Raw genomic sequence first — 21,713 nt, forward strand, 5'->3', positions numbered from 1 at the left:
GAGTCATTCCATGTTCGCCGGATTCCAAAAAGACCAGCGCCACGTCAACGGCGTGGACATCTGCTACCGCAAAGGCGGCACAGGTCCCGGCCTGCTCCTGCTGCACGGGCACCCGCAGACCCACGTCATCTGGCACAAGGTCGCCGAGCAACTGGCCGAACACTTCACCGTGGTCGCCGCCGACCTGCGCGGTTACGGCGACAGCAGCAAGCCCGCCGCCAATGACCATCACACCCACTATTCCAAACGCGAAATGGCCCGCGACGGCGTCGAATTGATGAAGGCCCTGGGCTTCGATGAGTTCTCGGTACTGGCCCACGACCGTGGCGCCCGCGTCGCCCATCGCCTGGCCCTGGACCACCCCAAGGCTGTACAGCGCATGGTCCTGCTGGACATCGCACCGACCCTGGCCATGTACGCCCAGACCGACGAAGCCTTCGCCCGCGCCTACTGGCACTGGTTCTTCCTGATCCGCCCGGCGCCGCTGCCCGAGAGCCTGATCGAGGGCAATCCGGAACTGTACCTGCGCAGCGTCATGGGCAGCCGCAGCGCCGGCCTCAAGCCGTTCACCGATGAAGCCTTCGCCGAATACCTGCGCTGCCTGAAACTGCCCGGTACCGCCACTGGCATTTGCGAAGACTACCGCGCCGCTGCCGGCATCGACCTTGAGCATGACCGCGCCGATATCGACAAAGGCAATCACCTGGAACTGCCATTGCTGGTGATGTGGGGCGCCGAAGGCACCGTCGGCCGCTGCTTCGACCCCCTCCAGGAATGGCAGAAAGTCGCGACCGACGTACGTGGCAAGGCCTTGCCGGCAGGCCACTACATCGCTGAAGAAGCCCCTGAACTGTTGCTCGGCGAAGTCCTGGCCTTCCTTCGCTGAGCCGTTATGAACCGCTGATCTGACCGATCCCGCCCCGCAGGCTTGAAACAGCCTGCGACGGGTTCTGCTTGCCCAAAAAACGTCTCGAGATAATAAAAATGACAATCAGAAAACTGCTGGGAACCCTGTATGTGCAAGTGATCATCGCCATTGTGCTGGGCGTGTTGATCGGCAACCACTGGCCCCAGGTGGGTATCGACCTCAAGCCGTTGGGCGACGGCTTTATCAAGCTGATCAAGATGATCATCGGCCCGATCATCTTCTGCACGGTGGTGTCCGGCATCACCAGCATGCACGACGTAAAGCAGGTGGGCCGCGTGGGTGGCAAGGCGCTGCTCTACTTTGAGATCGTCTCCAGCATTGCCCTGGTGATCGGCATCCTTGCCGCGCACCTGCTGCACCCGGGCGTGGGTTTCAACATTGATGTGAAAACCCTCGACACTTCGGCCATCGCCGGTTTTGTCGGCCAGGCCGAACACGGCGAAGGCGTCACCGGATTCCTGATGCATGTGATCCCCACGACCTTCTTCGATGCCTTCTCCAAAGGCGAAATCCTCCCGGTGCTGTTTGTGTCGGTGCTGTTTGGCCTCGGGCTGGTGATGATCGGCGAGAAGGGCCGGCCCTTGGTGGGCGTGATCAACCAGGCCAGCGAAGTGTTCTTCCGCATCGTCGGGATGATCAGCCGCGTAGCGCCGATCGGGGCCTTCGGGGCCATCGCCTTCACCATCGGCAAGTACGGCCTGGGTTCGCTGCTGCCGCTGTTGAAACTGGTGGGCACGTTCTACGTCACCGCGTTTTTCTTCGTCGCCGTGGTGCTGGGCAGCATTGCCCGTTATGTAGGGTTCAGCATCTTCAAGCTGCTGACCTACATCAAAGCCGAGCTGTTGATCGTGCTGGGCACCAGCTCATCCGAATCGGCCCTGCCGCAGCTGATCCAGAAACTCGAAAGCCTTGGCGCGTCCAAAGGCGTGGTGGGGATCGTGGTGCCCACCGGCTACACCTTCAACCTGGATGGCACCAACATCTATATGACCCTGGCGGTGCTGTTCCTGGCCCAGGCGACCAATATCGACCTGACGCTGGAGCAACAACTGACCCTGCTGGCGGTGGCGATGCTCACCTCCAAAGGTGCCGGTGCGGTAGTGGGTGCAGGCTTTGTCGCGCTGGCCGCCAGCCTCGCGGTCGTGCCCACGGTGCCGGTGGCGGCGATGGTGTTGATCCTGGGTGTGGACCGGTTCATGGCTGAATGCCGCTCGCTGACCAATATTATCGGCAATGCCGTGGCCGCGCTGGTGGTGGCTGCTTGGGAAGGTGAACTGGACCGCGAGAAAATGGCGCCCATCGCCCTCAAGCATGGCCGTCATGCACGGGCCGCCGCCCAGGCGAAGATCGCCGCCGAGTAACCCTTAAACACCGATACCCTGTGGCGAGGGAGCTTGCTCCCGCTGGGCTGCGCAGCGGCCCCAAAATCCTGGGAGCGCTTCGCACTCCAGCGGGAGCAAGCTCCCTCACCACAGAAGCTCCCTCGCCACACCGGTGCTATTCTGGCGGTTCATGCCGCCACGCCTGTTTCTGATGACTAACAAGAAAGATACCGTGCCTCTACCTGAAGACCTGCGGGTATTCCTGACCGTGATCCGCAAGGCCGGCTTTGCTGCGGCTGCCGACGAGCTGGGTTTGTCCCCGGCCTATGTCAGCAAGCGTATCCAGATTCTCGAAACCACCCTCGCCACCCGCCTGCTGCACCGCACCAGCCGCCGTATCGCCCTGACCGAAGACGGTGAGCGCGTGCAGCGATGGGCCGTGCGGATTCTCGAAGACTTCCAGCAACTGTCCGACGAGCTTTCCGACGCCCACGACAGCCCGCGCGGTCACCTGCACTTGTGCAGCAGCTTCGGTTTCGGCCGTAACCATGTGGCGCCAGCCTTGTCGCTATTGGCCGAACAATACCCGGACCTGGAGATTCGCCTGGACCTGTTTGATCGGGTGGTGGATATCGTCAGCGAGGGTTTCGACCTGGAGATTCGCGTGGGCGACGACATCCCGGGGCAACACATCGGTCGCCGGCTGGTGAGTAACCGGCGGGTGCTGTGTGCGGCGCCCGCCTACCTCGAACGCCGTGGTGTGCCGCAGCACTTGAGCGACCTGGAACAGCACGACTGCCTGGTGCTCAAGGAGCGCGACAACGCGTTTGGCATCTGGCACCTGGAGCGCGATGGCGTGCAGGACAGCGTGCGCGTGCGCGGCCCGTTATCGTCGAATAACGGCGAGATCGTTTTGCAATGGGCCCTGGACGGACGCGGCGTGTTGCTGCGTTCGATGTGGGACGTGAAGCCGCTGCTGGAGCAAGGGAAACTGGTGCAGGTGCTGCACGACTACACCCAGAGCGCCAACGTGTGGGCGGTGTACCCGACGCGGTTGGCCTACTCCGGGAAGTTGCGGGCGTGTGTGGAGTTTTTGCAGGAGCACTTCAAAGGGTTGTCGATCTGACGCCCCGGTGAGCCCTGAATCCCATCCATAACCCCATGACCACCAAGGCGCTCAACGGCAGCCCATGGAACAACACAATCACCTGAGCCGGCGTCCACGTCAGGTAGAACGGCCCGACCACCAGCATGCCCATGCCGAAGCCGGCCATTTGGATCAGGGTCAATAAACTGAACAGCGGAAGGCGCAGGCCATCAGGCTCATTCTGGGCCCGGGAGATCAAGGCCACCTCGGACACACCGTCCCCCAGCCCTGCCCACACCACCAGCATCAATGCCAGCCAAAGCTCGGTTTGCTGGAAGGTCAGGATAAAGCCGCTGGACATCAGCGCTACGCCGGCCATGAACAGGCGCTCCATGCCTCGGTTGCCGCGGTTTTTTAAAACCGCACTGGCCAGGCGCGCGCCGACGAACTTGCCACACGCCCACACTGCCAGCAGATAACCCATGACGGTTTTTGCCGTGTCGGGAGAAATGTACTGGGACAGTACCGGCCAGCCGACGTTATGGGCAGCGCTGCCAAGCGTATCGAGCATGCTGATCAGCAACATGGCGGCCAGCACCGGCGCGCCCCGCAGCCCTTTCTTCAGCTCATGCCATTCCGCCGAGAGGGCCCGGTGCACGCCAACGGTGGCGAAGTACAGCCCGCGCAGCGGCAGGATCAGGCAAGCAGCGACGACATAGGTGCCAATGTTGACGGCAAACACCGCTTCAAATCCACCGGTGGCGATCAACAGTCCGGACAGCAAACTGCCGAAGACCGCACCGGTAGCGGCCGCTGAAGTGATCCACGCATTGGTGGAGACGCGCTGCTCGAGCGCCACCCAGGTTGGCAATTGACTGTTGAGGCCAATGGCAAACAGCGAATTGCACAAGCCGATCCCGAAGGCGATAAAGGGCAGCACGCTGAGCTGATGGGCCGGGATCAACAGCAGCAGCGGCGTCAGCAACAGCGCCCGGGCAAGGTCCAGCCCGGCCAATGTGCCACGCCCGGCAAAGCGCCGGAAAAACGGGATGCCGAACAGGCTGGCGACAATACCGCCGGTGACGCGGCATGCCAGAAAGAGACTGACAAACACCACGCTTTGGCTAAGCCAATAGACGTAGGTAGACAAGGCCACCATATTGAGGAACGCGCCAAAATCCGAAACGCCCCGGGCAAAGATGATCAGGCGGGCGTTTCGGGTCGAAAGCGCGAGCTCGGGATTGCGGTTACACACACTGAAATTCCTTTTTCCGCGACGGGCCAACCTCCTTGTCGCGCCCCACTTAAGCCCACAGGTCTTGAAGTGTCAACTTGTGGGAGCTGTCGAGCTTTAGCGAGGCTGCGATGGGATCACCGCGGTGCACCTGCAGGAGCGCAGCGCCTGCATCGCAGCCTCGCTAAACCTCGACAGCTCCCACCATTGATCTTGCTTACCTTGAGTCAGTTAGTCACCCGAGCCAAGGATTGGCCGCCAGGTGCTCGCGCTCAAACGCCTTGATCTGCTCACTGCGCTGCAACGTCGTGCCGATAGCATCCAACCCCAACAACAACGCAGTCTTGCGCAACGTATCAATCTGAAACCCAATCACCTGCCCGTCAGCCAAAAGAATCTCCTGCGCCTCAAGATCCACACTGATCTGCGCCTGTTCAGGCTGACTCACCATCTGCCCCAAACGCTGCAACACCGCCTCCTCCAGCGTGATCAACAACACCCCATTACGCTGGCAGTTGTCATAGAAAATCCCCGCAAAGCTGCTGCCGATCAACGCGCGAATGCCCATCTGTTTCAAGCCCCACACCGCATGCTCCCGGCTGGAACCACAACCGAAGTTCGGCCCCACCACCATAAAGCTCGCGCCCTGCCACGCCGGCTGGTTCAGCACGAACTCCGGGTTAGGCTCGCCCGATGCCAAGAAGCGCAAATCAAAGAACAACCCGCGATCCAGCCCGTTACGGTCGATGCCCTTGAGAAACTGCTTGGGCATGATCACGTCAGTGTCGATATTGGCCGCCAGCATCGGCGCGGCCTTGCCGGTGATCCGGGTGAAGGGTTGCAGGCTCATGTGCGGTCTCCAAAGTGGCGAATATCCGTCAGGCGGCCGGTGATGGCAGCGGCGGCAACCATGGCCGGGCTCATCAGGTGCGTGCGGGCACCTGCGCCCTGGCGGCCTTCGAAGTTGCGGTTGGTGCTGGAGGCGCAGCGGTCGCCGGGCTCCAGCACGTCATCGTTCATCGCCAGGCACATCGAGCACCCGGACTGGCGCCATTCAAACCCGGCGTCGATAAAAATCGCGGCGAGGCCTTCGGCTTCGGCCTGGTCGCGCACTTCGGTGGAGCCCGGCACGATCATCGCCCGCACGTGGTCGGCCACGTGCTTGCCGCGCACGACGCTGGCGGCATCCCGCAGGTCTTCGATGCGGGCGTTGGTGCAGGAGCCGATAAACGCATGGCTGATGACGATCTCGCTCAGGGGCATGCCGGCTTCAAGGCCCATGTAGTTCAGGGCGCGGCGCATGTCCTGGCGCAGGATCAGGTCGCTGACGTCTTGCGGGTCCGGTACGCGGGCGCCGATGGGCGCGGCCTGGTCGGGGCTGGTGCCCCAGGTGACCATGGGCTCCAGGGCGGTGGCGTCCAGTTGCACTTCGAGGTCGAACACGGCGTCGGCATCCGAGTGCAGTTGGCGCCAACCCACGAGGGCGCGCTCCCACAACTCGCCCTTCGGCGCGCGGGGTTTGCCCTTGAGGTAGGCAAAGACTTTTTCGTCCGGCGCCATGAACGCACCACGGGCGCCCGCCTCCACCGCCATGTTGCAGATGGTCATCCGCGCCTCGACGCTCAGGGCATCAATGGTCGAACCGCAAAACTCAATGGCGTAGCCGGTGGCACCCGAAGCGCCGATCTTGCCGATCAGCGCCATGATCACGTCCTTGGAGGTCAGGCCGTGGGCCAGTTCGCCATCCACGGTCACGCGCAGGCTTTTCAGGCGTTTGTAGACCAGGGTTTGCGAGGCCAGCAAATGCTCGATTTCCGAGGTGCCGATGCCAAAGCCGAATGCGCCCAAGGCACCGTAGGTGGTGGTGTGGCTGTCGCCGGCGGCGATCACCATGCCCGGCAGGATAAAGCCCTGCTCCGGGGCGATCACGTGTTCAATGCCTTGGCGCTTGTCGAGGATATCCAACAGCTCAATTCCGAAATCCCGGCAGTTTTCCGCCAGGTACGACACTTGGCGCGCGCCGCCCGCATCCGGCATGGTCGCGATGCGCTTGGGTGTGGTGGGGTTTACATGGTCGACCACCGCCAGCGCCGTGCCGGGACGCCATACGCCACGGCCTGCCTCGCGCAAGCCGCTGAAAGCTTGCGGGCTGGTGTATTCATTAATGACCTGACGGTCGATATACAGCAGCACATGGCCCTGGTCATCCAGGCGGCACACCGTATGGGAGTCGATGTGTTTGTCGTAGAGGGTTCTGGCAGAAGTCATTATTGGGCTCGCTCAACGGTATGACTCCATCATAGGCAGCGCCCCTGCCCCATCAATCCCGCCTTGGTGATGACTCGAAACATGTTTCGTGTTGCATGAATGGCTATCCGAAACATTTTCTTTCATATCCACCTTAGGGTTTTGCATTTCTCATCCGTCTTAACTTAGATACAGCCGCTCGCGTCAGCAAAAGCTACGGGCGGCGTTTTCCGGGCCTTTACCGCCTCTCTCCGATCAAGACCCTCATTCACATGTCGAAGAAGTCACGCTCAAAACTCTGGTTTCTCGTGCACAGCTGGCTGGCCTTGCCCATCTGGTTCTTTGTGCTGATCGTCTGTGTCACCGGCACCCTGGCGGTGGTCAGCCAGGAAATCGTCTGGCTGGCCAACCCGGACATCCGCGCCAGCAAGCCGTCGGACGATGCCGAACCGCTCACATACGACCAAGTGATCGGCGCCATCAAGCGCGCCGAACCCCAGGTGATCGTCGAGTCCCTGAGCCGTCCGGATGAGTCGCACTTTGCCCTCAGCGCCAACCTCAGCTATCCCGATGGGCGCTCGCTGGAGGTCTACGTGAACCCTTATACCGGGGTGATCCAGGGCATCAGCCCGGCGTTCAACTTCCAGGCATTTACCCGTGCACTCCACGGCTGGTGGCTGGTGCCCTTCACCAACGGTTACAGCTGGGGCTGGTACCTGGTGTCGCTGCTGGGCCTGCCGCTGTTGGCGTCGCTGGTCACCGGCCTTGTGGTCTACAAACGTTTCTGGAAAGGCTTTTTCAAGCCGACCCTGCGCTTCAACCATGGCGCGCGGATCTTCTGGGGCGACTTCCATCGATTGAGCGGCATCTGGTCGATCTGGTTTATCGCGGTGATCTCCATCACCGGCACCTGGTTCCTGATCGAGGCGACCCTCAGCGATAACCAGATCACCATTTCCAGCGAACCGATCGTCCCGGCGATTGCCCGCGACAAAGTGCCAATGTCCGCAGCGGGCGTACCGGCACCCATGATTCCACTGGACGAGGCGATCAATATCGCCACCCAACGTATCCCGGGGCTCGAGGCCAGCTTTGTGAGCCTGCCCAGCAACGCTTACAGCCACCTGCGCATCGGCGGGCGTGGCTGGTACCCGCTGATGTTCCAGACCGCGGAAATCAACCCGTACAACGGCGAAATCGCCGTCTCGCACCTGCTGTCCGACCGTTCAGCCCTGGAGTTCGTCACCGAATCCATGCGCCCCCTGCACACCGGGGATTTTGGCGGCCTCTGGATCAAGCTGATCTGGGCCTTCTTTGGCCTGGTGTTGAGCATGATGGTCTTGAGCGGCCTGCTGATCTGGACCAAACGCACGGCCCTGGCGACCCTCAACGCCCTGAAACGTGAAGCCAAGGCATCCCGGCAACCAGCAAAAACCCAGGTCTTGCAGGCTGAAACAACGGAGGGCAATCAATGAACAAGTCCATGACGGTTCAACCGCCCTCGCCACTGCGGGCCTTCTGGCTCAAGTGGCGCTTCCACATCAATATCCTGCTGTTGCTGGTACCCCTGGGCTTTATGCCCAAGTACTTTGCCGACGCGGCGCTGTTTCGCGGCGACAGCGGCCTGGGCGAACGGGAAGTCGGCGAAGTACAGGTCGGTCCCTGGAGCCTGAAGCTCGCCGAGTTGCGCAACGAGCCGCCGCGCCCCGACCCGGCGGGACCGATGAAATCCTTCAATGCCGCCCTGTGCGCCACCTGCATCGACCAGGTCAAGGCGACCTACCTGCGCATCGGCAAGCCCCGCAGCCTGCGGGCCGCCGGGGTGATTTTCTTCGGTACCCCGTACCGCATGGGCGCCATGCTGCCGATCCCCGAACGCACACCACTGGACGCCGAAGTGTGGATCACCATGGAAGGCTGGGACGGCGCCATGCACCAGGCCTCCATCCCCTTGAGCCAGGCATCGCCGGCCACCATCGACTGGCTGAAAAAACGAGGAGTTAAACCATGACTTTGCCGCAACTGGCCCGCACCGTTGGCGCGCTGATCCTCTGTGCCGGCTTCAGCACCGTTGCCCTGGCCCACAACCCGATGTGCGAATGCAAGGAGATCCCCGGCGAGCAGATCCAGTGCACCGGCGGTTTCTCCGATGGCAGCGGCGCGCCGGGGGTGACCCTGGATGTGATCGGCTACGACGAAACCATCCTGGTGCCCGGCAAGCTGGGGCAAGACTCGACGCTGACCTTCAAGAAACCGTCCGCCGAGTTCTACGTGTTGTTTGATGCCGGCCCCGGCCACGTGGTGGAAATCGATCAAGCGGATATCCAGCCCCAATGAGCCGTACAACCCAAGTGGTCCGCCCGGCCGGTGCCGGGCACGAAACCCTGTATGTCCTGCTGTTGTGCCTGATCATCCTCGCCGTTGCCGGCACCGTGGTGGCCTTACGCGGTGAAAGCCAGGAGATCGCCGCCGTGCCCAGCCACCAACTGGACGCCCGCCGCGACCTCAGCGCCGCCGAGCAAGGCATCTACGCCGACCTGCGGGTGACCCTGGATGAAATCCACCTGCTGCAGGAAGAACACAGCGCCCTGCCGACGCCTGAGCAACTGGCGGCGGAAGGCTTTGCGCCCTTCGCCCAGGACGCCAGTTCGGTGAGCCGCGGCGACCATCGTTGGCAGTTGTTGGACGCGGCCTACCTGGGCCTGAGCCAGACACCGGACCTCAGCGGTTCGCTGTTGATGCGCATCCGGGGCGCCGAGCCGGATATCTGGCTCAACCGCAGCGCCAACCTCACCGCCCCCTCCGACCTCACTGACCAGGCGCTGATCAGCGCGGGATGGCAGCAAGTGGTCGCGCAATTCGATGCCGGTGTCACCCGCCAGCATCGCCATTGAATTCACGCTGTAGCGAGAGAAGACCATGTCTATTTCATCTCCATTATTACGTCTGGTGCTGGTCGGCCTGATTACCGTGCTGCTGGCCCCATTCGCGAGTGCCGACCCTGCCAAACGCCTGCGCATCGGCATCACCCTGCATCCTTATTACAGCTACGTGGCCAATATCGTCGGGGACAAAGCCGAAGTCGTGCCGTTGATTCCGGCCGGCTTCAATCCCCATGCCTACGAACCTCGTGCCGAAGACATCAAGCGCATCGGCACCCTGGATGTGATCGTGCTCAATGGTGTCGGCCATGACGATTTCGCCGACCGCATGATCGCCACCAGTGAGCGCCCGGACATCCCGGTGATCGAAGCCAACGCCAACGTGCCGCTGCTGGCCGCCACCGGCAACGCCGCCCGCGGTGCCGGCAAGGTGGTCAACCCGCACACCTTCCTGTCCATCAGCGCCTCGATTGCCCAGGTGAACAACATCGCCCGGGAACTGGGCAAACTCGACCCGGACAACGCCAAGACCTACACCCAGAACGCCCGGGCCTACGGCAAGCGCCTGCGCCAGATGCGCGCCGACGCCCTGGCCAAGCTCACCAGCGCACCCAACCCTGACCTGCGGGTGGCCACGGTGCACGCGGCGTATGACTACCTGCTGCGGGAGTTCGGCCTGGAAGTCACCGCCGTGGTGGAACCGGCCCACGGCATCGAGCCGAGCCCCAGCCAGTTAAAGAAAACCATCGACCAACTGCGGGAACTGGATGTGAAAGTGATCTTCTCGGAGATGGACTTCCCGTCCAGCTACGTCGACACCATCCAGCGTGAATCAGGCGTGAAGCTGTACCCGCTGTCGCACATCTCCTATGGCGACTACAGCGCGAAAAAGTACGAAGTGGAAATGACCGGCAACCTCAATACCGTGGTGCGGGCCATTCAGGAGTCCGGGGCATGACGGCGGCTGAACACTTGAGCGTGGCCAGCGTTGGCCCGACCCTCGACTTCAATAACGTGGCGCTGACCCTGGGCCGCACGGTGATCCTCGACGCGGTGAGCTTCCAGGTCCAGCCCGGCAGTATTCATGCGCTGGTGGGCCCCAACGGCGGCGGAAAGAGTTCGCTGATCAAGACCCTGCTGGGGCAAACGCCGCACCAGGGCGAGTTGAGCCTGCACTGGCCGGACGCACCCGGCACCATCGGCTATGTGCCCCAGGCGCTGGAGTTCGACCGGGGCTTGCCGATGACCGTCGACGACTTCATGGCTGCGATGTGCCAGCGGCGTCCGGCGTTTCTCGGGTTGTCCAAACACTACGCTGCCGCGATTGGCGACGCACTGGAGCGGGTTGGCATGCAGGACAAGCGCAAACGGCGCATGGGCGCGTTGTCTGGCGGGGAACGCCAGCGGGTGCTGCTGGCCCAGGGCTTGATCCCGGCGCCGCAATTGCTGGTGCTGGACGAACCGATGTCGGCGCTGGATGAAGCTGGCATCCAGGTGTTCGAGCGCCTGTTGAACGACTGGCGCCAGGCCGGGATCACCGTGCTGTGGATCGAGCATGACCTGGAAGCCGTCGGCCGCCTGGCTGACCGCGTTACCGGCCTGAACCGCCGCGTGCTGTTCGATGCGACGCCCAAGGAGGCGCTGACCCCGGACCGCCTGCTGACCCTGTTCTCCACCCACCCACGGAGCCCGGCCTTATGAGCTACGAAGCCTTTCGCTTGATGGTCCAGGGCTGGGCGTCTTCCGGGTATTTGCCGGAAGCGCTCGCCTATGGGTTTGTGGTCAACGCGCTGCTCGCCGGGCTGCTGATCGGCCCGGTATTGGGCGGTCTGGGCACGCTGGTGGTGGTCAAGCGCTTTGCGTTCTTTTCCGAAGCCGTGGGCCACGCCGCACTGACCGGGGTGGCCGTGGGTATTCTGCTGGGGGAACCCTACACCGGGCCTTACGGCAGCCTGTTCGGCTACTGCCTGTTGTTCGGGATCCTGCTCAACTACTTGCGCAACCGCACCGGTCTGGCGCCGGATACCTTGATCGGCGTGTTCCTCTCGGTGTCCCTGGCCCTGGGGGCAAGCCTGCTGCTGATTCTGGCGGGCAAGATCAATGTGCACATCCTGGAAAACGTGCTGTTCGGCTCAGTGCTGACGGTGAATGGCAATGACTTGCTGGTGCTGGCAATTGTCGGCTCACTGGTGATGGCCCTGGCCCTGCCGCTGTACAACCGCATCATGCTCGCCAGCTTCAACCCGCAACTGGCAGCGGTACGCGGGGTGGCGGTGAAGACCCTGGACTATCTGTTCGTGATCCTGGTGACGCTGATCACCGTTGCAGCAGTCAAGGTCATCGGCGCGATCCTGGTGGGTGCGTTGCTGGTGATCCCGGCGGCTGCCGCACGCCTGTTGAGCCAGTCACTCAAGGGCTTCTTCTGGATCTCGGTGGTAATCGCCACCGTCAGCACCCTGTGCGGGATCCTGCTGCCAATCATCTTTGACCTGCCGATTCCGTCCGGTGCCGCGATCATCCTGGTCGCCGGTATCGCCTTCGCCCTCGCCGCCATTGCTCGCGGCACGGTCCCCAGCCTGAAAGGGAATCTTGGATAATGCGCCCGATGTTTCGACCACTGCTGCTGGCCCTGGCCATTGCCACACCGGCATTCGCCGCCGACGGCGTCAAGCCGCTACAGATCACCGCCAACCAAGGCATCGGCCATGCTGCCTTGAACAAGGCCCAGGCGACAAAGCCGGTGAAAGTCCTCGCCGCCTTGCCGATCACCTATGGCTTGGCGCAGGTGTTGCTCAAAGGCACCGACGTGCAGCTTGAACGCGCGGCACCGGCCAACCTGCCCGGCTCACGGCAAATCGCCTATTTCACCGGGCGCGGTGCGCAGGCATTGAACACCCTGGCACTGGACGCCGACGCGGCCATCGGCCTGCGCTCGTTGTGGCCGGATGACCCGCTGTACCCGGTGGCCCGGCGCAGTAACATCAGCATCGTAGAAGTCGACGCCGCCCGCCCGGTGGACGGTGGTTTGCCGGGAATTGCCGTGCAGCCGGGCGCCACCGACGGCCTGAACAGCCAGCCATGGCAGGCCAGTAACAACATGGGGCGCATGGCCGATGTGATGGCCGCCGACCTGAGTCGCCTGGCCCCCGAGGCCAAGCCGCAGATCGAGGTCAACCTGGCCGCGCTCAAGCAACGCTTGCTCAAGCTCACTGCCGACAGCGAGGCGCGACTGGCCAAGGCCGATAACCTGACGGTGGCCAGCCTGAGCGATCATTTTGGTTACCTCGTCAGTGGCTTGAACCTGGAACTGGTCAGCACCGATGCGCGGGCTGATACCGAGTGGACACCCGAGGCGTTGCAGCAACTGAGCGAAGGCTTGAAGGAGAATGAGGTGGCCGTGGTGCTGCATCACCGCAAGCCAAGCGATGCGGTGCAGGCGGCTGTCACGGCGGGTGGGGCGAAGTTGCTGGTGCTGGGCACCGATGGCGCCGACCCGGTGGCAGAGCTGGAGGGCAATGTGGATCAAGTGATCAAGACGCTGTAACGCGCCTCTCACAGGCAAAACACAGTAAATGTGGGAGCGGGCTTGCTCGCGAAAGCGGTGTGACAGTCAACACATACAGTGACTGACACGACGCCTTCGCGAGCAAGCCCGCTCCCACATTTGGATCTGTGTTGTGCCCGAGACCTGGATCAGCCCGCCAACGCCTGGCTGTCCATCTTCTGGCGCAGGCTCAACGGGCGCATGTCGGTCCACACTTCTTCGATGTAGGCCAGGCACTCTTTCTTCATCCCGCTCTTGCCCACGGTGCGCCAGCCTTCCGGCACGGCCTTGTAGTCGGGCCAGATGGAATATTGTTCTTCATGGTTGACCACTACCTGAAACAGGATGTCTTCGCGGTCGAATACTGAGGTCATTGCTGTTCTCCGTCGGTGTAAGGCTGGCTGCGCACCACGCACAGCTGATGTAAGAAAGAACGTGCCAGCCCGGTAAAAAATTAGAGGCTGGCGACCGCTGCCGCCAGGGCGCGACCAAAGATCTCGGCCACACGGTCGATTTCTGCGGCGGTAATCACCAGCGGCGGCAGGAAACGCACAACGCTGCCATGGCGACCGCCCAGTTCAAGGATCAGCCCGCGCTTGAGGCATTCACGCTGTACCAGCGGCGCCAGTTGGCGATGCACCGGCGGATGGCCTTGGGTGTCGGGCGCACCGGCGGGGTCCACCAGTTCAACCCCGAGCATCAGCCCACGGCCACGAATGTCCCCCAACTGCGGGAAGTCGCGCTGCAGAATGCGCAGGTGTTCGCCGAGGCGCTCACCCATCGCCGCCGCGTGGGCGGGAATGTCGTGGTCCTTGAGGTAGCGCATCACCGCCGACCCGGCGGCCATGGCCATCTGATTGCCACGGAAGGTCCCGGCATGGGCGCCCGGCAACCAGGTGTCGAGCCAGTCGCGATACACCACCACCGCCAGCGGCAGGCTGCCGCCGATAGCCTTGGACAACACCACCACGTCCGGGACGATGCCGGCGTGTTCGAAAGCAAACATCTTGCCGGTACGACCAAAGCCGCTCTGGATTTCGTCAACGATCAACGCCACACCGGCTTGTTCGGTAATACGGCGCAGGCCACGCAGCCAGTCGAGATCGGCCGGGATCACGCCGCCCTCGCCCTGCACCACTTCAACGATCACGGCTGCCGGCAGCAAAACACCGGCCTCGGGGTCGTTGAGCAGGTTTTCCAGGTAATGCAGGTTGACCTTGATCCCTTCCGCCCCACCCAGCCCGAACGGGCAACGGTAGTCGTAGGGAAACGGCAGGAATTGCACGCCATTACCGAGCAAGGCACCCAGCGGTTTTTTCGGACCCAGGCTGCCCATCAGGCTCAGGGCACCTTGGCTCATGCCGTGATAACCGCCCTGGAACGACAACACCGTGCTGCGACCGGTGGCGGTGCGCACCAGTTTCAGCGCGGCTTCTACTGCATCGGTACCGGTTGGGCCGCAGAACTGTATCTTGGCTTCCCGCGCCAGCGCCGACGGCAACAGGCCGAACAGGTCCTGCACGAACTGATCCTTGACCGGTGTGGTCAGGTCCAGGGTGTGCAACGGCAATTCATCGCTCAACACCTGGCGAATCGCCTCGATCACCACCGGATGGTTATGCCCCAGCGCCAGGGTGCCGGCACCGGCCAGGCAGTCGATAAAGCTGCGGCCTTCGACGTCCTCGACGTAAATCCCGCGGGCGCGCTTGAGTGCCAGGGGAATGCGCCGAGGGTAGCTGCGGGCATTGGATTCCTGCTGGCGCTGGCGGGCCAGCAGCGGGGTTTCGTCGAACTGGTAGAGCGTTTCCGCAGGGACCGCTTGGGTCTCTTCAATACGGCTGGTAGCGACTGACATTTCCAGATCCCTCAATACGCTGATGATGGTGACCAAACTGCCAACCCGTTGGCGTCTGGCCCAAGGGCAACGCACGGATTTCCTGTTCTGGAAACGCATCAGCGAGCAGAGGATTTACACCTGTGGTCGTTAAAAACCGCTTTAGCGGATTTACCCGGCAACCCCGGTGTATTTTTCATTCAACGCATACAGGATTGCGCAGGTCTCTGCATCCAGCCGCCCGCTGTAGTCAGCGGGACGAAAATGCATCTGAAACGCGCGGACGCGCTGCTGAAAACCCAGGCGATTTTTCGCTGGGGCATAACCGTAACGCTGAAACGCCCGTTCGGCTTCAACCTCCAGCGGCAGGCCGATGTCGAACCGGCGTTGATAGGCCATCTTGGCCGACTCATCGAACCAGGCACCCACCCCCACCTCGAACAGGCAGCGCCAAGGCAGCCGAGGGCCGGGATCGCTCTTGCGCCAATAGGCAATGTCCGAGTGGCCGAGGATGTCAGTAGGACCGATCGCCGGGTAACGCCCCTGAATGTCGCGAATCAGGGCAATCAACACGTCGATCTGTTCAGGCCCATACGCGGGAAAGGTAAACACACCAGCGTCATCCCGGGCCTGATTAACGATTTCAATCCCGATCGAGCGGCTATTGAGGTTGTCGTGACCGGCCCAGTGGCTGGCACCGGCATGCCAGGCACGCTGCGCTTCGTCCACCAGGCGGAACACCCGCAGTTCGTCGTAACCGGCGGCGCGGTAGCTGGCGTCATGGGGGTCAACCAACAGGTAGTGAGCACTGACACCGTCGCGGGTCAGCGTACGCAATGACGAGGCAAAGGGCGCTGCGGTGTAATGCACAATCACCTGGCGCACAGCTTCGCCATTGCGTTGGTTAAAGCTTTTTGCGGGAAACGTGGAATCGATGACCAACATAGGCGCTGTCCTTTTCAACACAGGCTGAGTCATTCAGCCCGTTCAAACACAAAAAAATGACCGCCATCCTGAAGCGTTGCGCTTGAGGGTAGCGGTAGCTATTTGTGCCGTGAAAAGAAAGTTCAGCGACGCAACGGCATGCCCAGGTCGACACGCATGCCATCTGCCTGGCTGTCGAATTTCAAGGAGCACGAGCAACGCTGCACAATCGCCTGCACAATCGCCAGCCCCAGGCCGCAACCGGGGCTGTTGCCATTGCGCCAGAAGCGTTGGGTCAGGTGCTGCAAGTCTTCGCTGGAAATCGGCGCGCCGTGGTCACGTACCCGGAACACCACATTATCGCCAGCACTGGACACACTCAGTTCCACCCGGGTATCAGGCGGGGTGTGGCGCAAGGCGTTGTCCAGCAGGTTGCGCAAGGCGGCGACGGCCAGGCCCACCGGCATTTCCACCGGTTTTTCGGACAGACCGTCCGCCAGGATCAGGTCAATGCGCTGATTGTCGCCACCATTGGCGTCCTGGATCGCCAATTGTGCGACCTGTTCGGCACTCGATTGCAGGCCGTCATCAAACGACAGGCTGCCTTCAACCCGCGCCAGCAGCAGTAACTGCTCGAGGGTGCGATGCAAGCGGTCGGCGCCCTCCTCGGCATGGGCCAGGGACTGGTCACGGGCGGCGCCTTCGGTCATGCGTGCCACTTGCAGGTGGGTCTTGATCGCGGTCAAGGGGCTGCGCAGTTCGTGGGCCGCGTCGCCGGTCAAGCGGCGTTCGCGCTCGATGGTCTTGGCGATGCGTTGCAGCAGTTGGTTCTGGGTGTCGAGCAGCGGTTTAAGTTCGCTGGGCAGCGGGCTGATCTGCAAGGGTTCGAGGGAGTCCGCACTGCGACGCATCAAGGCGTCACGCATGCGGTTGAGTGGCAACAGGCTCTGGCCGATCCCCAGCCACAACAGGCACAGGCAGCCCAGCAGCGCCACCCCCACCGGCACCGAAGCGGCCAGCAGGATCGACAGGTTCAAGGCTTCACGCTCCACCTGCCGGTCGGCGGTGGTGATAAACAAATCGCCACGGGACAGGGTAAAGCTGCGCCAGCCCACGCCGTCAATCATCTGGTCGCGAAAGCCGCTTTTGCGCGACTCCAGGCCCTGATCCGGGGTGGTGTGGCTGCGGGCGAGCACCACCCCGCGCAAGGAGCTGACCTGGCACGCCATGCCACCCGGTACATTCAATTGTTCGGCGCTGAAGTGCGCGCCCTCACCCGTGCTCGACAGCCCCGGCATCTGCTCCATCAGCCCCGCGACCATACGCGCCGACGCCACCAGGCGCTGGTCGAGGGAAAACATCATCTGGTTGCGCAGATCGTTGAGCATCCACGCGGCAGCCAGGGCCCAGATCAGCACAAAGGCCGCGCCGAGCTTGAAGGTCAGCCGCAGGCGCAGGCTCATCACGAAGCGTCCTCTCCACCGTCAGCCGGGCCCAGGCGATAGCCCAGGCCACGCACGGTCTCGACGATGCCGTTACCGAGTTTGCGCCGCAGGTGGTGGATGTGCACGTTGAGGGCGTTACTTTCCAGTTCGTCGTTAAGCCCGTAAACGCTGTCCTTGAGCTGCTCGCTGGAGAGTACCCGGCCGCGGTTTTGCAGCAGGGCCTGCAACAACGCCTGCTCGCGGCGGGAGAGGTCTACCGACTCCCCGCCCAACAGGGTTTCGCGGCTGCTGGGGTTGTAGGTCAGGCGCCCGTGTTCGATCAGGTTGACGCTGCGCCCGGCTACCCGGCGCAACAGGGTGTGCAGGCGTGCGGCGAGTTCGCGCAGGTCGAAGGGTTTCAGCAGGTAATCGTCGGCACCGGCTTGCAGGCCGTCGACGCGGTTGGTCACCGAATCCCGCGCGGTGAGGATCAGCACCGGGATCTCCAGGCCCTGGCTGCGCAATTGCTGCAGCAGCTTCAAGCCGTCTTCATCCGGCAGGCCGAGGTCGAGTACCATCACGTCGAACTCCGCCACCTTGAGCATCGCCCGGGCAGCGGCAGCCGTGCCGACGCGCTCGACGGTCAGCCCCTGGGCGCTGAGCCCGGCAACAATGCCGCTGGCGATCAGTTCGTCGTCTTCACAGACCAGTACGTGCATGGTGAACCCTTTGCAAAATGTGAAGGTGATTAAAAAGGGAGTGGATTAAGCGCACATTATGCCGCCAGCCCGCGTAAACCCGGATAATCCCTGCTGTCTAGGATAGCCCGGTTAATCATCGGTTAATCAACACCACACATTGTGTGTCCCACTTGCTTCGAACTAAGGCTTGATCATGCGGCATCTGTTTATCTTTCTGCTGGTAGTGTTTGCTGGATTCGCCCAGGCCGCTCCGGGCAACAATCCATTCGAGACCAAACCCGACTTCCTTCCGGTGGGCAAAGCCTTCACCTTTACCTCCGAGCGTCTGGCCTCCGGCGAAACCCAGCTGTATTGGCAGATTGCCGACGGTTATTACCTGTACCAGCAGCGCATGAAATTCGATGGCCTGGCCGAAAAGCCGACACTGCCCCAAGGCGAAGCCCACAGCGACGAGTTCTTCGGCGAGCAGCAGGTGTATCGCCAGGGCCTGGAAGTGAAGATTCCCCCTGGCGCCACCGGCCAGGTCAAACTCGGCTGGCAAGGCTGCGCCGATGCCGGCCTGTGTTACCCGCCGCAATCAATCACCGTTGACCTGGGTGGCAACCCCGCCGTAGCCGCCACCGGCCAGGCTCAGGACCAAAGCCTGGCCAGCGGCCTGCAACAGCGCAGCCTGGGCTGGAGCCTGCTGGTGTTCTTCGGCCTGGGCCTGCTGCTGGCCTTTGCCCCGTGTTCCTTGCCGATGTTGCCGATTCTCGCCGGCCTTGTGGTAGGCAGCGGCGCCAGCCCACGGCGCGGCTTTGCCCTGGCCACCAGCTACGTGGTGTGCATGGCGTTGATCTATGCCGCCCTCGGTGTATTGGCCGCGCTACTCGGCGGCAACCTCGCCGCCCTGCTGCAAACTCCCTGGATCCTCGGCAGCTTCGCCGCGTTGTTTGTGATCCTGGCCCTGCCGATGTTCGGCTTCTTTGAACTGCAACTGCCGGCCTTCCTGCGGGACCGCCTCGACAACGTCAGCCGCAACCAAAGCGGCGGCAGCCTGGTGGGTGCCGGCGTGCTCGGTGCCTTGTCCGGCTTGCTGGTGGGCCCGTGCATGACCGCGCCCCTGGCCGGCGCCCTGTTGTATATCGCCCAAAGCGGTAACGCCCTGCATGGCGGCCTGATCCTGTTTGCCATGGGCATCGGCATCGGCGTACCGCTGTTGCTGCTGGTGACCGTGGGCAACCGCTTCCTGCCCAAGCCTGGCACCTGGATGAACATCCTCAAGGGCATCTTCGGCTTCCTGTTCCTCGCCACCGCGGTGCTGATGATTCGCCCGGTGGTCGGTGAAACCCTGTGGCTCGGCTTGTGGGGTGTGCTCGCACTGGTCATGGCTTATTGCGGCTGGCGCCTGGCCCAGGACTTCGGGCGCACCGCCATGCTGTTCGGTGCCGGTTCGCTGGTGCTCGGCCTCTGGGGCAGCGTATTGGTGATCGGCGCGGCCGGCGGCAGCGACGACCTGTGGCAACCGCTGAAAGTCTACAGCGGCTCGCAGGTGGCCGGTGCCCCCAGCGCCCATGAGGCCTTCATGACCATCAACGACCCCGCCGTGCTGCAAAGCCAGCTCGACAGCGCCAAGGCCCAAGGCCAATGGGTGCTGGTGGACTACTACGCTGACTGGTGCGTGTCGTGCAAGATCATGGAAAAACAGGTGTTCGGCAAACCCGAAGTCATGGACGCCCTCAAGGATGTGCGCCTGCTGCGCCTCGACGTCACCGCCGACAACGCCGCCAGCCGCGAGCTGCTGGGCCGCTACAAAGTCCCCGGCCCGCCGAGCTTCGTCTGGATCGGCCCTGATGGTGAAGAGCGCCGCGCCCAGCGCATCACCGGCGAAGTCGACGCCGCCGCCTTCCTGCAACGCTGGACCCAAGCCCGGGAAGCCCTCTGATGCTGACACTGACCATCGGCACCTTCGCCATCGCCCTGAATCACTTGCTGCTGATCACGGCGTTGATCCTCGCCACCCTGGTGGGCTGGCGGGTGGCCAAGCGCGGCGGCGAGAACCCGGAGTCGGTGCTGTTCACCCTGTTTCTGGTGGGCATGCTCGCCGCACGCGTCAGCTTCGTACTGATGTACTGGTCGTATTACCAGAATGACCCGTTGCAAATCGTCGACCTGCGGGACGGCGGTTTTCTCGCCTGGCCCGGCGTTATCGCGCTGATCCTCGGCGCCCTGATCTACGGCTGGCGCCGCCCGCTGCTGCGCAAGCCCCTGAGCGCAGGCGTGATCACCGGCCTCGCGTTCTGGGCCCTGACCAGCCTGTCCCTGACCCTCTACGAAAAAGGCACGCACCTGCCGGACATCACCCTGCGCAACGCCAATGGCGAAACCGTGCAACTGGCCGACTACAAGGGCGGCCCGTTGGTGATCAATCTGTGGGCCACCTGGTGCCCGCCGTGCCGGCGCGAAATGCCGGTACTGGAAAGTGCCCAGCGCCAACGCCCGGACGTGACCTTCCTGTTCGTCAACCAGGCCGAAAGCATGCAAAGCGTCGCCACCTACCTGGCGACCCAGGGCCTGAACCTGGACAACGTGCTGTTCGACGCCAGCGGCCGCCTGGGTCAGGCCGTCGGCTCCATGGCCTTGCCCACCACCCTCTTCTATCAACCTGACGGTCGCCTGATCAACAGCCACCTGGGCGAATTGTCCCAGGCCAGCCTGGCCCGCGCCATGGAGCGCTTCGAGCCGACCACCGCTAAACCGGCCCAGCCGGCTACCACAAGGAATTCGCCATGCTCCGCCTCCGCCACCTGCTGACCCTTTTGCCCCTGACACTGGCTGCCACCCTCGTCCAGGCTGAAGATTGGCCGGCGCCGATCAAGAACATTGAAGCCAAGGGTGCCAAGATTATCGGCAAGTTCGATGCCCCCAGCGGCCTCACGGGTTATGCGGCGCAATACCAGAACCGTGGCATGGCGTTGTACCTGACTGCCGACGGTAAAAGTGTGATCGCCGGCAACCTGTACGACGCCGACGGCAATGACCTGAGCACTGCGCCCCTGGAAAAGCTGGTGTATGCGCCGATGGCCAAGGAGGTCTGGGCCAAGATGGAACACAGTAGCTGGATCCAGGATGGCAACAAAGATGCGCCGCGCATCGTCTATTTGTTCAGTGATCCGAACTGCCCGTACTGCAATATGTTCTGGGAGCAGGCGCGGCCATGGGTGAAGTCGGGCAAGGTGCAGCTGCGGCATATCATGGTGGGGATTATTCGTGAGGACAGCCCCGGCAAGTCGGCGGCGCTGTTTGCAGCCAAGGATCCGCAGCAGGCCCTTGAAACCCATGAGGCTGCCGGTAAGGGCAGCAAGCTGCAGCCGCTGGAGAAGATCCCGGCGGATATCCAGGCCAAGCTTGATTCGAACATGAAGCTGATGGATGAGCTGGAGTTGTCGGCCACGCCGGCGATTTTCTATCTGGATGACAAGGGAGGGTTGCAGCAACAGCAAGGGGCGCCTTCGCCGGATAAGCTGGTGAAGATTCTCGGGCCGAAATAGTCTCTGGCTGGGTGGGGGGCATATCCGTTATTTGGGTGATGGCGGGTATTGGTTCC

Annotated in this window: 22 protein-coding genes; 14 read left to right on the forward strand and 8 right to left on the reverse strand. The window is 62.7% G+C overall.

Annotation, left to right across the window (positions count from 1 at the left end; genetic code table 11):
• The first annotated feature begins 10 nt into the window (after positions 1-10).
• The 3 genes from K0H47_RS08510 (at position 11) to K0H47_RS08520 (ending at position 3,376) form a co-directional block, all read left to right on the forward strand.
• Positions 11-886, forward strand: a complete 876-nt coding sequence (locus tag K0H47_RS08510) for an alpha/beta fold hydrolase (protein ID WP_219272372.1) — start codon at positions 11-13, stop codon at positions 884-886.
• A gap of 98 nt (positions 887-984) precedes the next feature.
• Entirely contained in the window at positions 985-2,289 is a 1,305-nt protein-coding gene (gene dctA / locus K0H47_RS08515; protein WP_003207293.1) for a C4-dicarboxylate transporter DctA, read from the forward strand.
• Between the two features lie 172 nt (positions 2,290-2,461).
• Positions 2,462-3,376: a LysR substrate-binding domain-containing protein gene (locus tag K0H47_RS08520; RefSeq protein ID WP_197680870.1), complete on the forward strand. Its 915-nt coding sequence runs from the start codon at positions 2,462-2,464 to the stop codon at positions 3,374-3,376.
• Here K0H47_RS08520 and K0H47_RS08525 read toward each other — a convergent pair.
• From K0H47_RS08525 to leuC, 3 genes are all read right to left on the reverse strand, one after another.
• Positions 3,357-4,592: an MFS transporter gene (locus tag K0H47_RS08525; protein WP_063028388.1), complete on the reverse strand. Its 1,236-nt coding sequence runs from the start codon at positions 4,590-4,592 to the stop codon at positions 3,357-3,359. The two genes, K0H47_RS08520 and K0H47_RS08525, sit on opposite strands and share 20 nt — an antisense overlap.
• Positions 4,593-4,806: 214 nt before the next feature.
• On the reverse strand, positions 4,807-5,421 hold the full coding sequence (leuD, locus tag K0H47_RS08530) for a 3-isopropylmalate dehydratase small subunit (protein ID WP_063028386.1): 615 nt from the start codon (positions 5,419-5,421) through the stop codon (positions 4,807-4,809).
• Positions 5,418-6,839 (reverse strand): 3-isopropylmalate dehydratase large subunit, encoded by a 1,422-nt coding sequence (gene leuC / locus K0H47_RS08535; RefSeq protein WP_093207746.1) that lies wholly within the window; start codon positions 6,837-6,839, stop codon positions 5,418-5,420. Before leuC ends, leuD begins: the two co-directional genes overlap by 4 nt.
• A 251-nt stretch (positions 6,840-7,090) precedes the next feature.
• On the opposite strand from leuC, the gene K0H47_RS08540 reads away from it, so the two are divergent.
• The 8 genes from K0H47_RS08540 to K0H47_RS08575 are packed head-to-tail and all read left to right on the forward strand — an operon-like array spanning position 7,091 to position 13,244.
• On the forward strand, positions 7,091-8,293 hold the full coding sequence (locus K0H47_RS08540; RefSeq protein ID WP_177027373.1) for a PepSY domain-containing protein: 1,203 nt from the start codon (positions 7,091-7,093) through the stop codon (positions 8,291-8,293).
• Positions 8,290-8,829: a hypothetical protein gene (locus K0H47_RS08545; protein WP_063028380.1), complete on the forward strand. Its 540-nt coding sequence runs from the start codon at positions 8,290-8,292 to the stop codon at positions 8,827-8,829. Before K0H47_RS08540 ends, K0H47_RS08545 begins: the two co-directional genes overlap by 4 nt.
• Positions 8,826-9,155: a hypothetical protein gene (locus K0H47_RS08550; RefSeq protein WP_017479466.1), complete on the forward strand. Its 330-nt coding sequence runs from the start codon at positions 8,826-8,828 to the stop codon at positions 9,153-9,155. The genes K0H47_RS08545 and K0H47_RS08550 overlap by 4 nt, the downstream gene beginning before the upstream one ends.
• Positions 9,152-9,712 (forward strand): DUF6162 family protein, encoded by a 561-nt coding sequence (locus K0H47_RS08555; protein WP_093207740.1) that lies wholly within the window; start codon positions 9,152-9,154, stop codon positions 9,710-9,712. Before K0H47_RS08550 ends, K0H47_RS08555 begins: the two co-directional genes overlap by 4 nt.
• 25 nt (positions 9,713-9,737) lie before the next feature.
• Positions 9,738-10,658, forward strand: coding sequence for a metal ABC transporter substrate-binding protein (locus K0H47_RS08560; protein WP_219272374.1), 921 nt, complete (start codon positions 9,738-9,740; stop codon positions 10,656-10,658).
• Complete coding sequence (locus K0H47_RS08565; protein WP_219272376.1) at positions 10,655-11,401, forward strand: metal ABC transporter ATP-binding protein; 747 nt, start codon at positions 10,655-10,657, stop codon at positions 11,399-11,401. The genes K0H47_RS08560 and K0H47_RS08565 overlap by 4 nt, the downstream gene beginning before the upstream one ends.
• Positions 11,398-12,297, forward strand: a complete 900-nt coding sequence (locus K0H47_RS08570; RefSeq protein ID WP_029300631.1) for a metal ABC transporter permease — start codon at positions 11,398-11,400, stop codon at positions 12,295-12,297. Before K0H47_RS08565 ends, K0H47_RS08570 begins: the two co-directional genes overlap by 4 nt.
• A complete protein-coding gene (locus tag K0H47_RS08575) occupies positions 12,297-13,244 on the forward strand; it encodes a metal ABC transporter solute-binding protein, Zn/Mn family (protein ID WP_219272378.1) in 948 nt (315 codons plus the stop codon). Before K0H47_RS08570 ends, K0H47_RS08575 begins: the two co-directional genes overlap by 1 nt.
• A gap of 149 nt (positions 13,245-13,393) precedes the next feature.
• On the opposite strand, the gene K0H47_RS08580 is transcribed toward K0H47_RS08575, so the two are convergent.
• The 5 genes from K0H47_RS08580 to K0H47_RS08600 all read right to left on the reverse strand — a co-directional run bounded on the left by K0H47_RS08580 (position 13,394) and on the right by K0H47_RS08600 (position 18,145).
• Positions 13,394-13,618: an MbtH family protein gene (locus tag K0H47_RS08580; protein ID WP_003209001.1), complete on the reverse strand. Its 225-nt coding sequence runs from the start codon at positions 13,616-13,618 to the stop codon at positions 13,394-13,396.
• Positions 13,619-13,698: 80 nt separating this feature from the next.
• A complete protein-coding gene (locus tag K0H47_RS08585) occupies positions 13,699-15,099 on the reverse strand; it encodes an aspartate aminotransferase family protein (RefSeq protein ID WP_218264243.1) in 1,401 nt (466 codons plus the stop codon).
• Between the two features lie 150 nt (positions 15,100-15,249).
• Positions 15,250-16,023 (reverse strand): N-acetylmuramoyl-L-alanine amidase, encoded by a 774-nt coding sequence (locus K0H47_RS08590; RefSeq protein WP_219272381.1) that lies wholly within the window; start codon positions 16,021-16,023, stop codon positions 15,250-15,252.
• Positions 16,024-16,145: 122 nt separating this feature from the next.
• Positions 16,146-17,465: an ATP-binding protein gene (locus K0H47_RS08595; protein WP_017479473.1), complete on the reverse strand. Its 1,320-nt coding sequence runs from the start codon at positions 17,463-17,465 to the stop codon at positions 16,146-16,148.
• Positions 17,465-18,145 (reverse strand): response regulator, encoded by a 681-nt coding sequence (locus K0H47_RS08600; RefSeq protein WP_003209011.1) that lies wholly within the window; start codon positions 18,143-18,145, stop codon positions 17,465-17,467. The genes K0H47_RS08595 and K0H47_RS08600 overlap by 1 nt, the downstream gene beginning before the upstream one ends.
• A gap of 175 nt (positions 18,146-18,320) precedes the next feature.
• Here K0H47_RS08600 and dsbD point away from each other — a divergent pair, with 175 nt between their 5' ends.
• The 3 genes from dsbD to dsbG are packed head-to-tail and all read left to right on the forward strand — an operon-like array spanning position 18,321 to position 21,657.
• Positions 18,321-20,051: a protein-disulfide reductase DsbD gene (gene dsbD / locus K0H47_RS08605; RefSeq protein ID WP_063028364.1), complete on the forward strand. Its 1,731-nt coding sequence runs from the start codon at positions 18,321-18,323 to the stop codon at positions 20,049-20,051.
• Positions 20,051-20,920 (forward strand): TlpA disulfide reductase family protein, encoded by an 870-nt coding sequence (locus K0H47_RS08610; RefSeq protein WP_063028362.1) that lies wholly within the window; start codon positions 20,051-20,053, stop codon positions 20,918-20,920. Before dsbD ends, K0H47_RS08610 begins: the two co-directional genes overlap by 1 nt.
• Complete coding sequence (gene dsbG, locus K0H47_RS08615; RefSeq protein WP_063028360.1) at positions 20,896-21,657, forward strand: thiol:disulfide interchange protein DsbG; 762 nt, start codon at positions 20,896-20,898, stop codon at positions 21,655-21,657. Before K0H47_RS08610 ends, dsbG begins: the two co-directional genes overlap by 25 nt.
• Positions 21,658-21,713 lie beyond the last annotated feature (56 nt).

The organism is Pseudomonas sp. Xaverov 83, from assembly GCF_019352905.1.
Classification (GTDB): Bacteria; Pseudomonadota; Gammaproteobacteria; order Pseudomonadales; family Pseudomonadaceae; genus Aquipseudomonas; species Aquipseudomonas yamanorum.

What these genes read in the sequence shown, in the direction of transcription:
- K0H47_RS08510 (WP_219272372.1), top strand. Translation starts at nt 11, where the DNA reads ATGTTCGCCGGATTCCAAAAAGACCAGCGCCACGTCAACGGCGTGGAC.
- dctA (WP_003207293.1), top strand. Translation starts at nt 985, where the DNA reads ATGACAATCAGAAAACTGCTGGGAACCCTGTATGTGCAAGTGATCATC.
- K0H47_RS08520 (WP_197680870.1), top strand. Translation starts at nt 2,462, where the DNA reads ATGACTAACAAGAAAGATACCGTGCCTCTACCTGAAGACCTGCGGGTA.
- leuD (WP_063028386.1), bottom strand. Translation starts at nt 5,421, where the DNA reads ATGAGCCTGCAACCCTTCACCCGGATCACCGGCAAGGCCGCGCCGATG.
- leuC (WP_093207746.1), bottom strand. Translation starts at nt 6,839, where the DNA reads ATGACTTCTGCCAGAACCCTCTACGACAAACACATCGACTCCCATACG.
- K0H47_RS08540 (WP_177027373.1), top strand. Translation starts at nt 7,091, where the DNA reads ATGTCGAAGAAGTCACGCTCAAAACTCTGGTTTCTCGTGCACAGCTGG.
- K0H47_RS08545 (WP_063028380.1), top strand. Translation starts at nt 8,290, where the DNA reads ATGAACAAGTCCATGACGGTTCAACCGCCCTCGCCACTGCGGGCCTTC.
- K0H47_RS08550 (WP_017479466.1), top strand. Translation starts at nt 8,826, where the DNA reads ATGACTTTGCCGCAACTGGCCCGCACCGTTGGCGCGCTGATCCTCTGT.
- K0H47_RS08555 (WP_093207740.1), top strand. Translation starts at nt 9,152, where the DNA reads ATGAGCCGTACAACCCAAGTGGTCCGCCCGGCCGGTGCCGGGCACGAA.
- K0H47_RS08560 (WP_219272374.1), top strand. Translation starts at nt 9,738, where the DNA reads ATGTCTATTTCATCTCCATTATTACGTCTGGTGCTGGTCGGCCTGATT.
- K0H47_RS08565 (WP_219272376.1), top strand. Translation starts at nt 10,655, where the DNA reads ATGACGGCGGCTGAACACTTGAGCGTGGCCAGCGTTGGCCCGACCCTC.
- K0H47_RS08570 (WP_029300631.1), top strand. Translation starts at nt 11,398, where the DNA reads ATGAGCTACGAAGCCTTTCGCTTGATGGTCCAGGGCTGGGCGTCTTCC.
- K0H47_RS08575 (WP_219272378.1), top strand. Translation starts at nt 12,297, where the DNA reads ATGCGCCCGATGTTTCGACCACTGCTGCTGGCCCTGGCCATTGCCACA.
- K0H47_RS08580 (WP_003209001.1), bottom strand. Translation starts at nt 13,618, where the DNA reads ATGACCTCAGTATTCGACCGCGAAGACATCCTGTTTCAGGTAGTGGTC.
- K0H47_RS08585 (WP_218264243.1), bottom strand. Translation starts at nt 15,099, where the DNA reads ATGTCAGTCGCTACCAGCCGTATTGAAGAGACCCAAGCGGTCCCTGCG.
- K0H47_RS08590 (WP_219272381.1), bottom strand. Translation starts at nt 16,023, where the DNA reads ATGTTGGTCATCGATTCCACGTTTCCCGCAAAAAGCTTTAACCAACGC.
- K0H47_RS08595 (WP_017479473.1), bottom strand. Translation starts at nt 17,465, where the DNA reads ATGAGCCTGCGCCTGCGGCTGACCTTCAAGCTCGGCGCGGCCTTTGTG.
- K0H47_RS08600 (WP_003209011.1), bottom strand. Translation starts at nt 18,145, where the DNA reads ATGCACGTACTGGTCTGTGAAGACGACGAACTGATCGCCAGCGGCATT.
- dsbD (WP_063028364.1), top strand. Translation starts at nt 18,321, where the DNA reads ATGCGGCATCTGTTTATCTTTCTGCTGGTAGTGTTTGCTGGATTCGCC.
- K0H47_RS08610 (WP_063028362.1), top strand. Translation starts at nt 20,051, where the DNA reads ATGCTGACACTGACCATCGGCACCTTCGCCATCGCCCTGAATCACTTG.
- dsbG (WP_063028360.1), top strand. Translation starts at nt 20,896, where the DNA reads ATGCTCCGCCTCCGCCACCTGCTGACCCTTTTGCCCCTGACACTGGCT.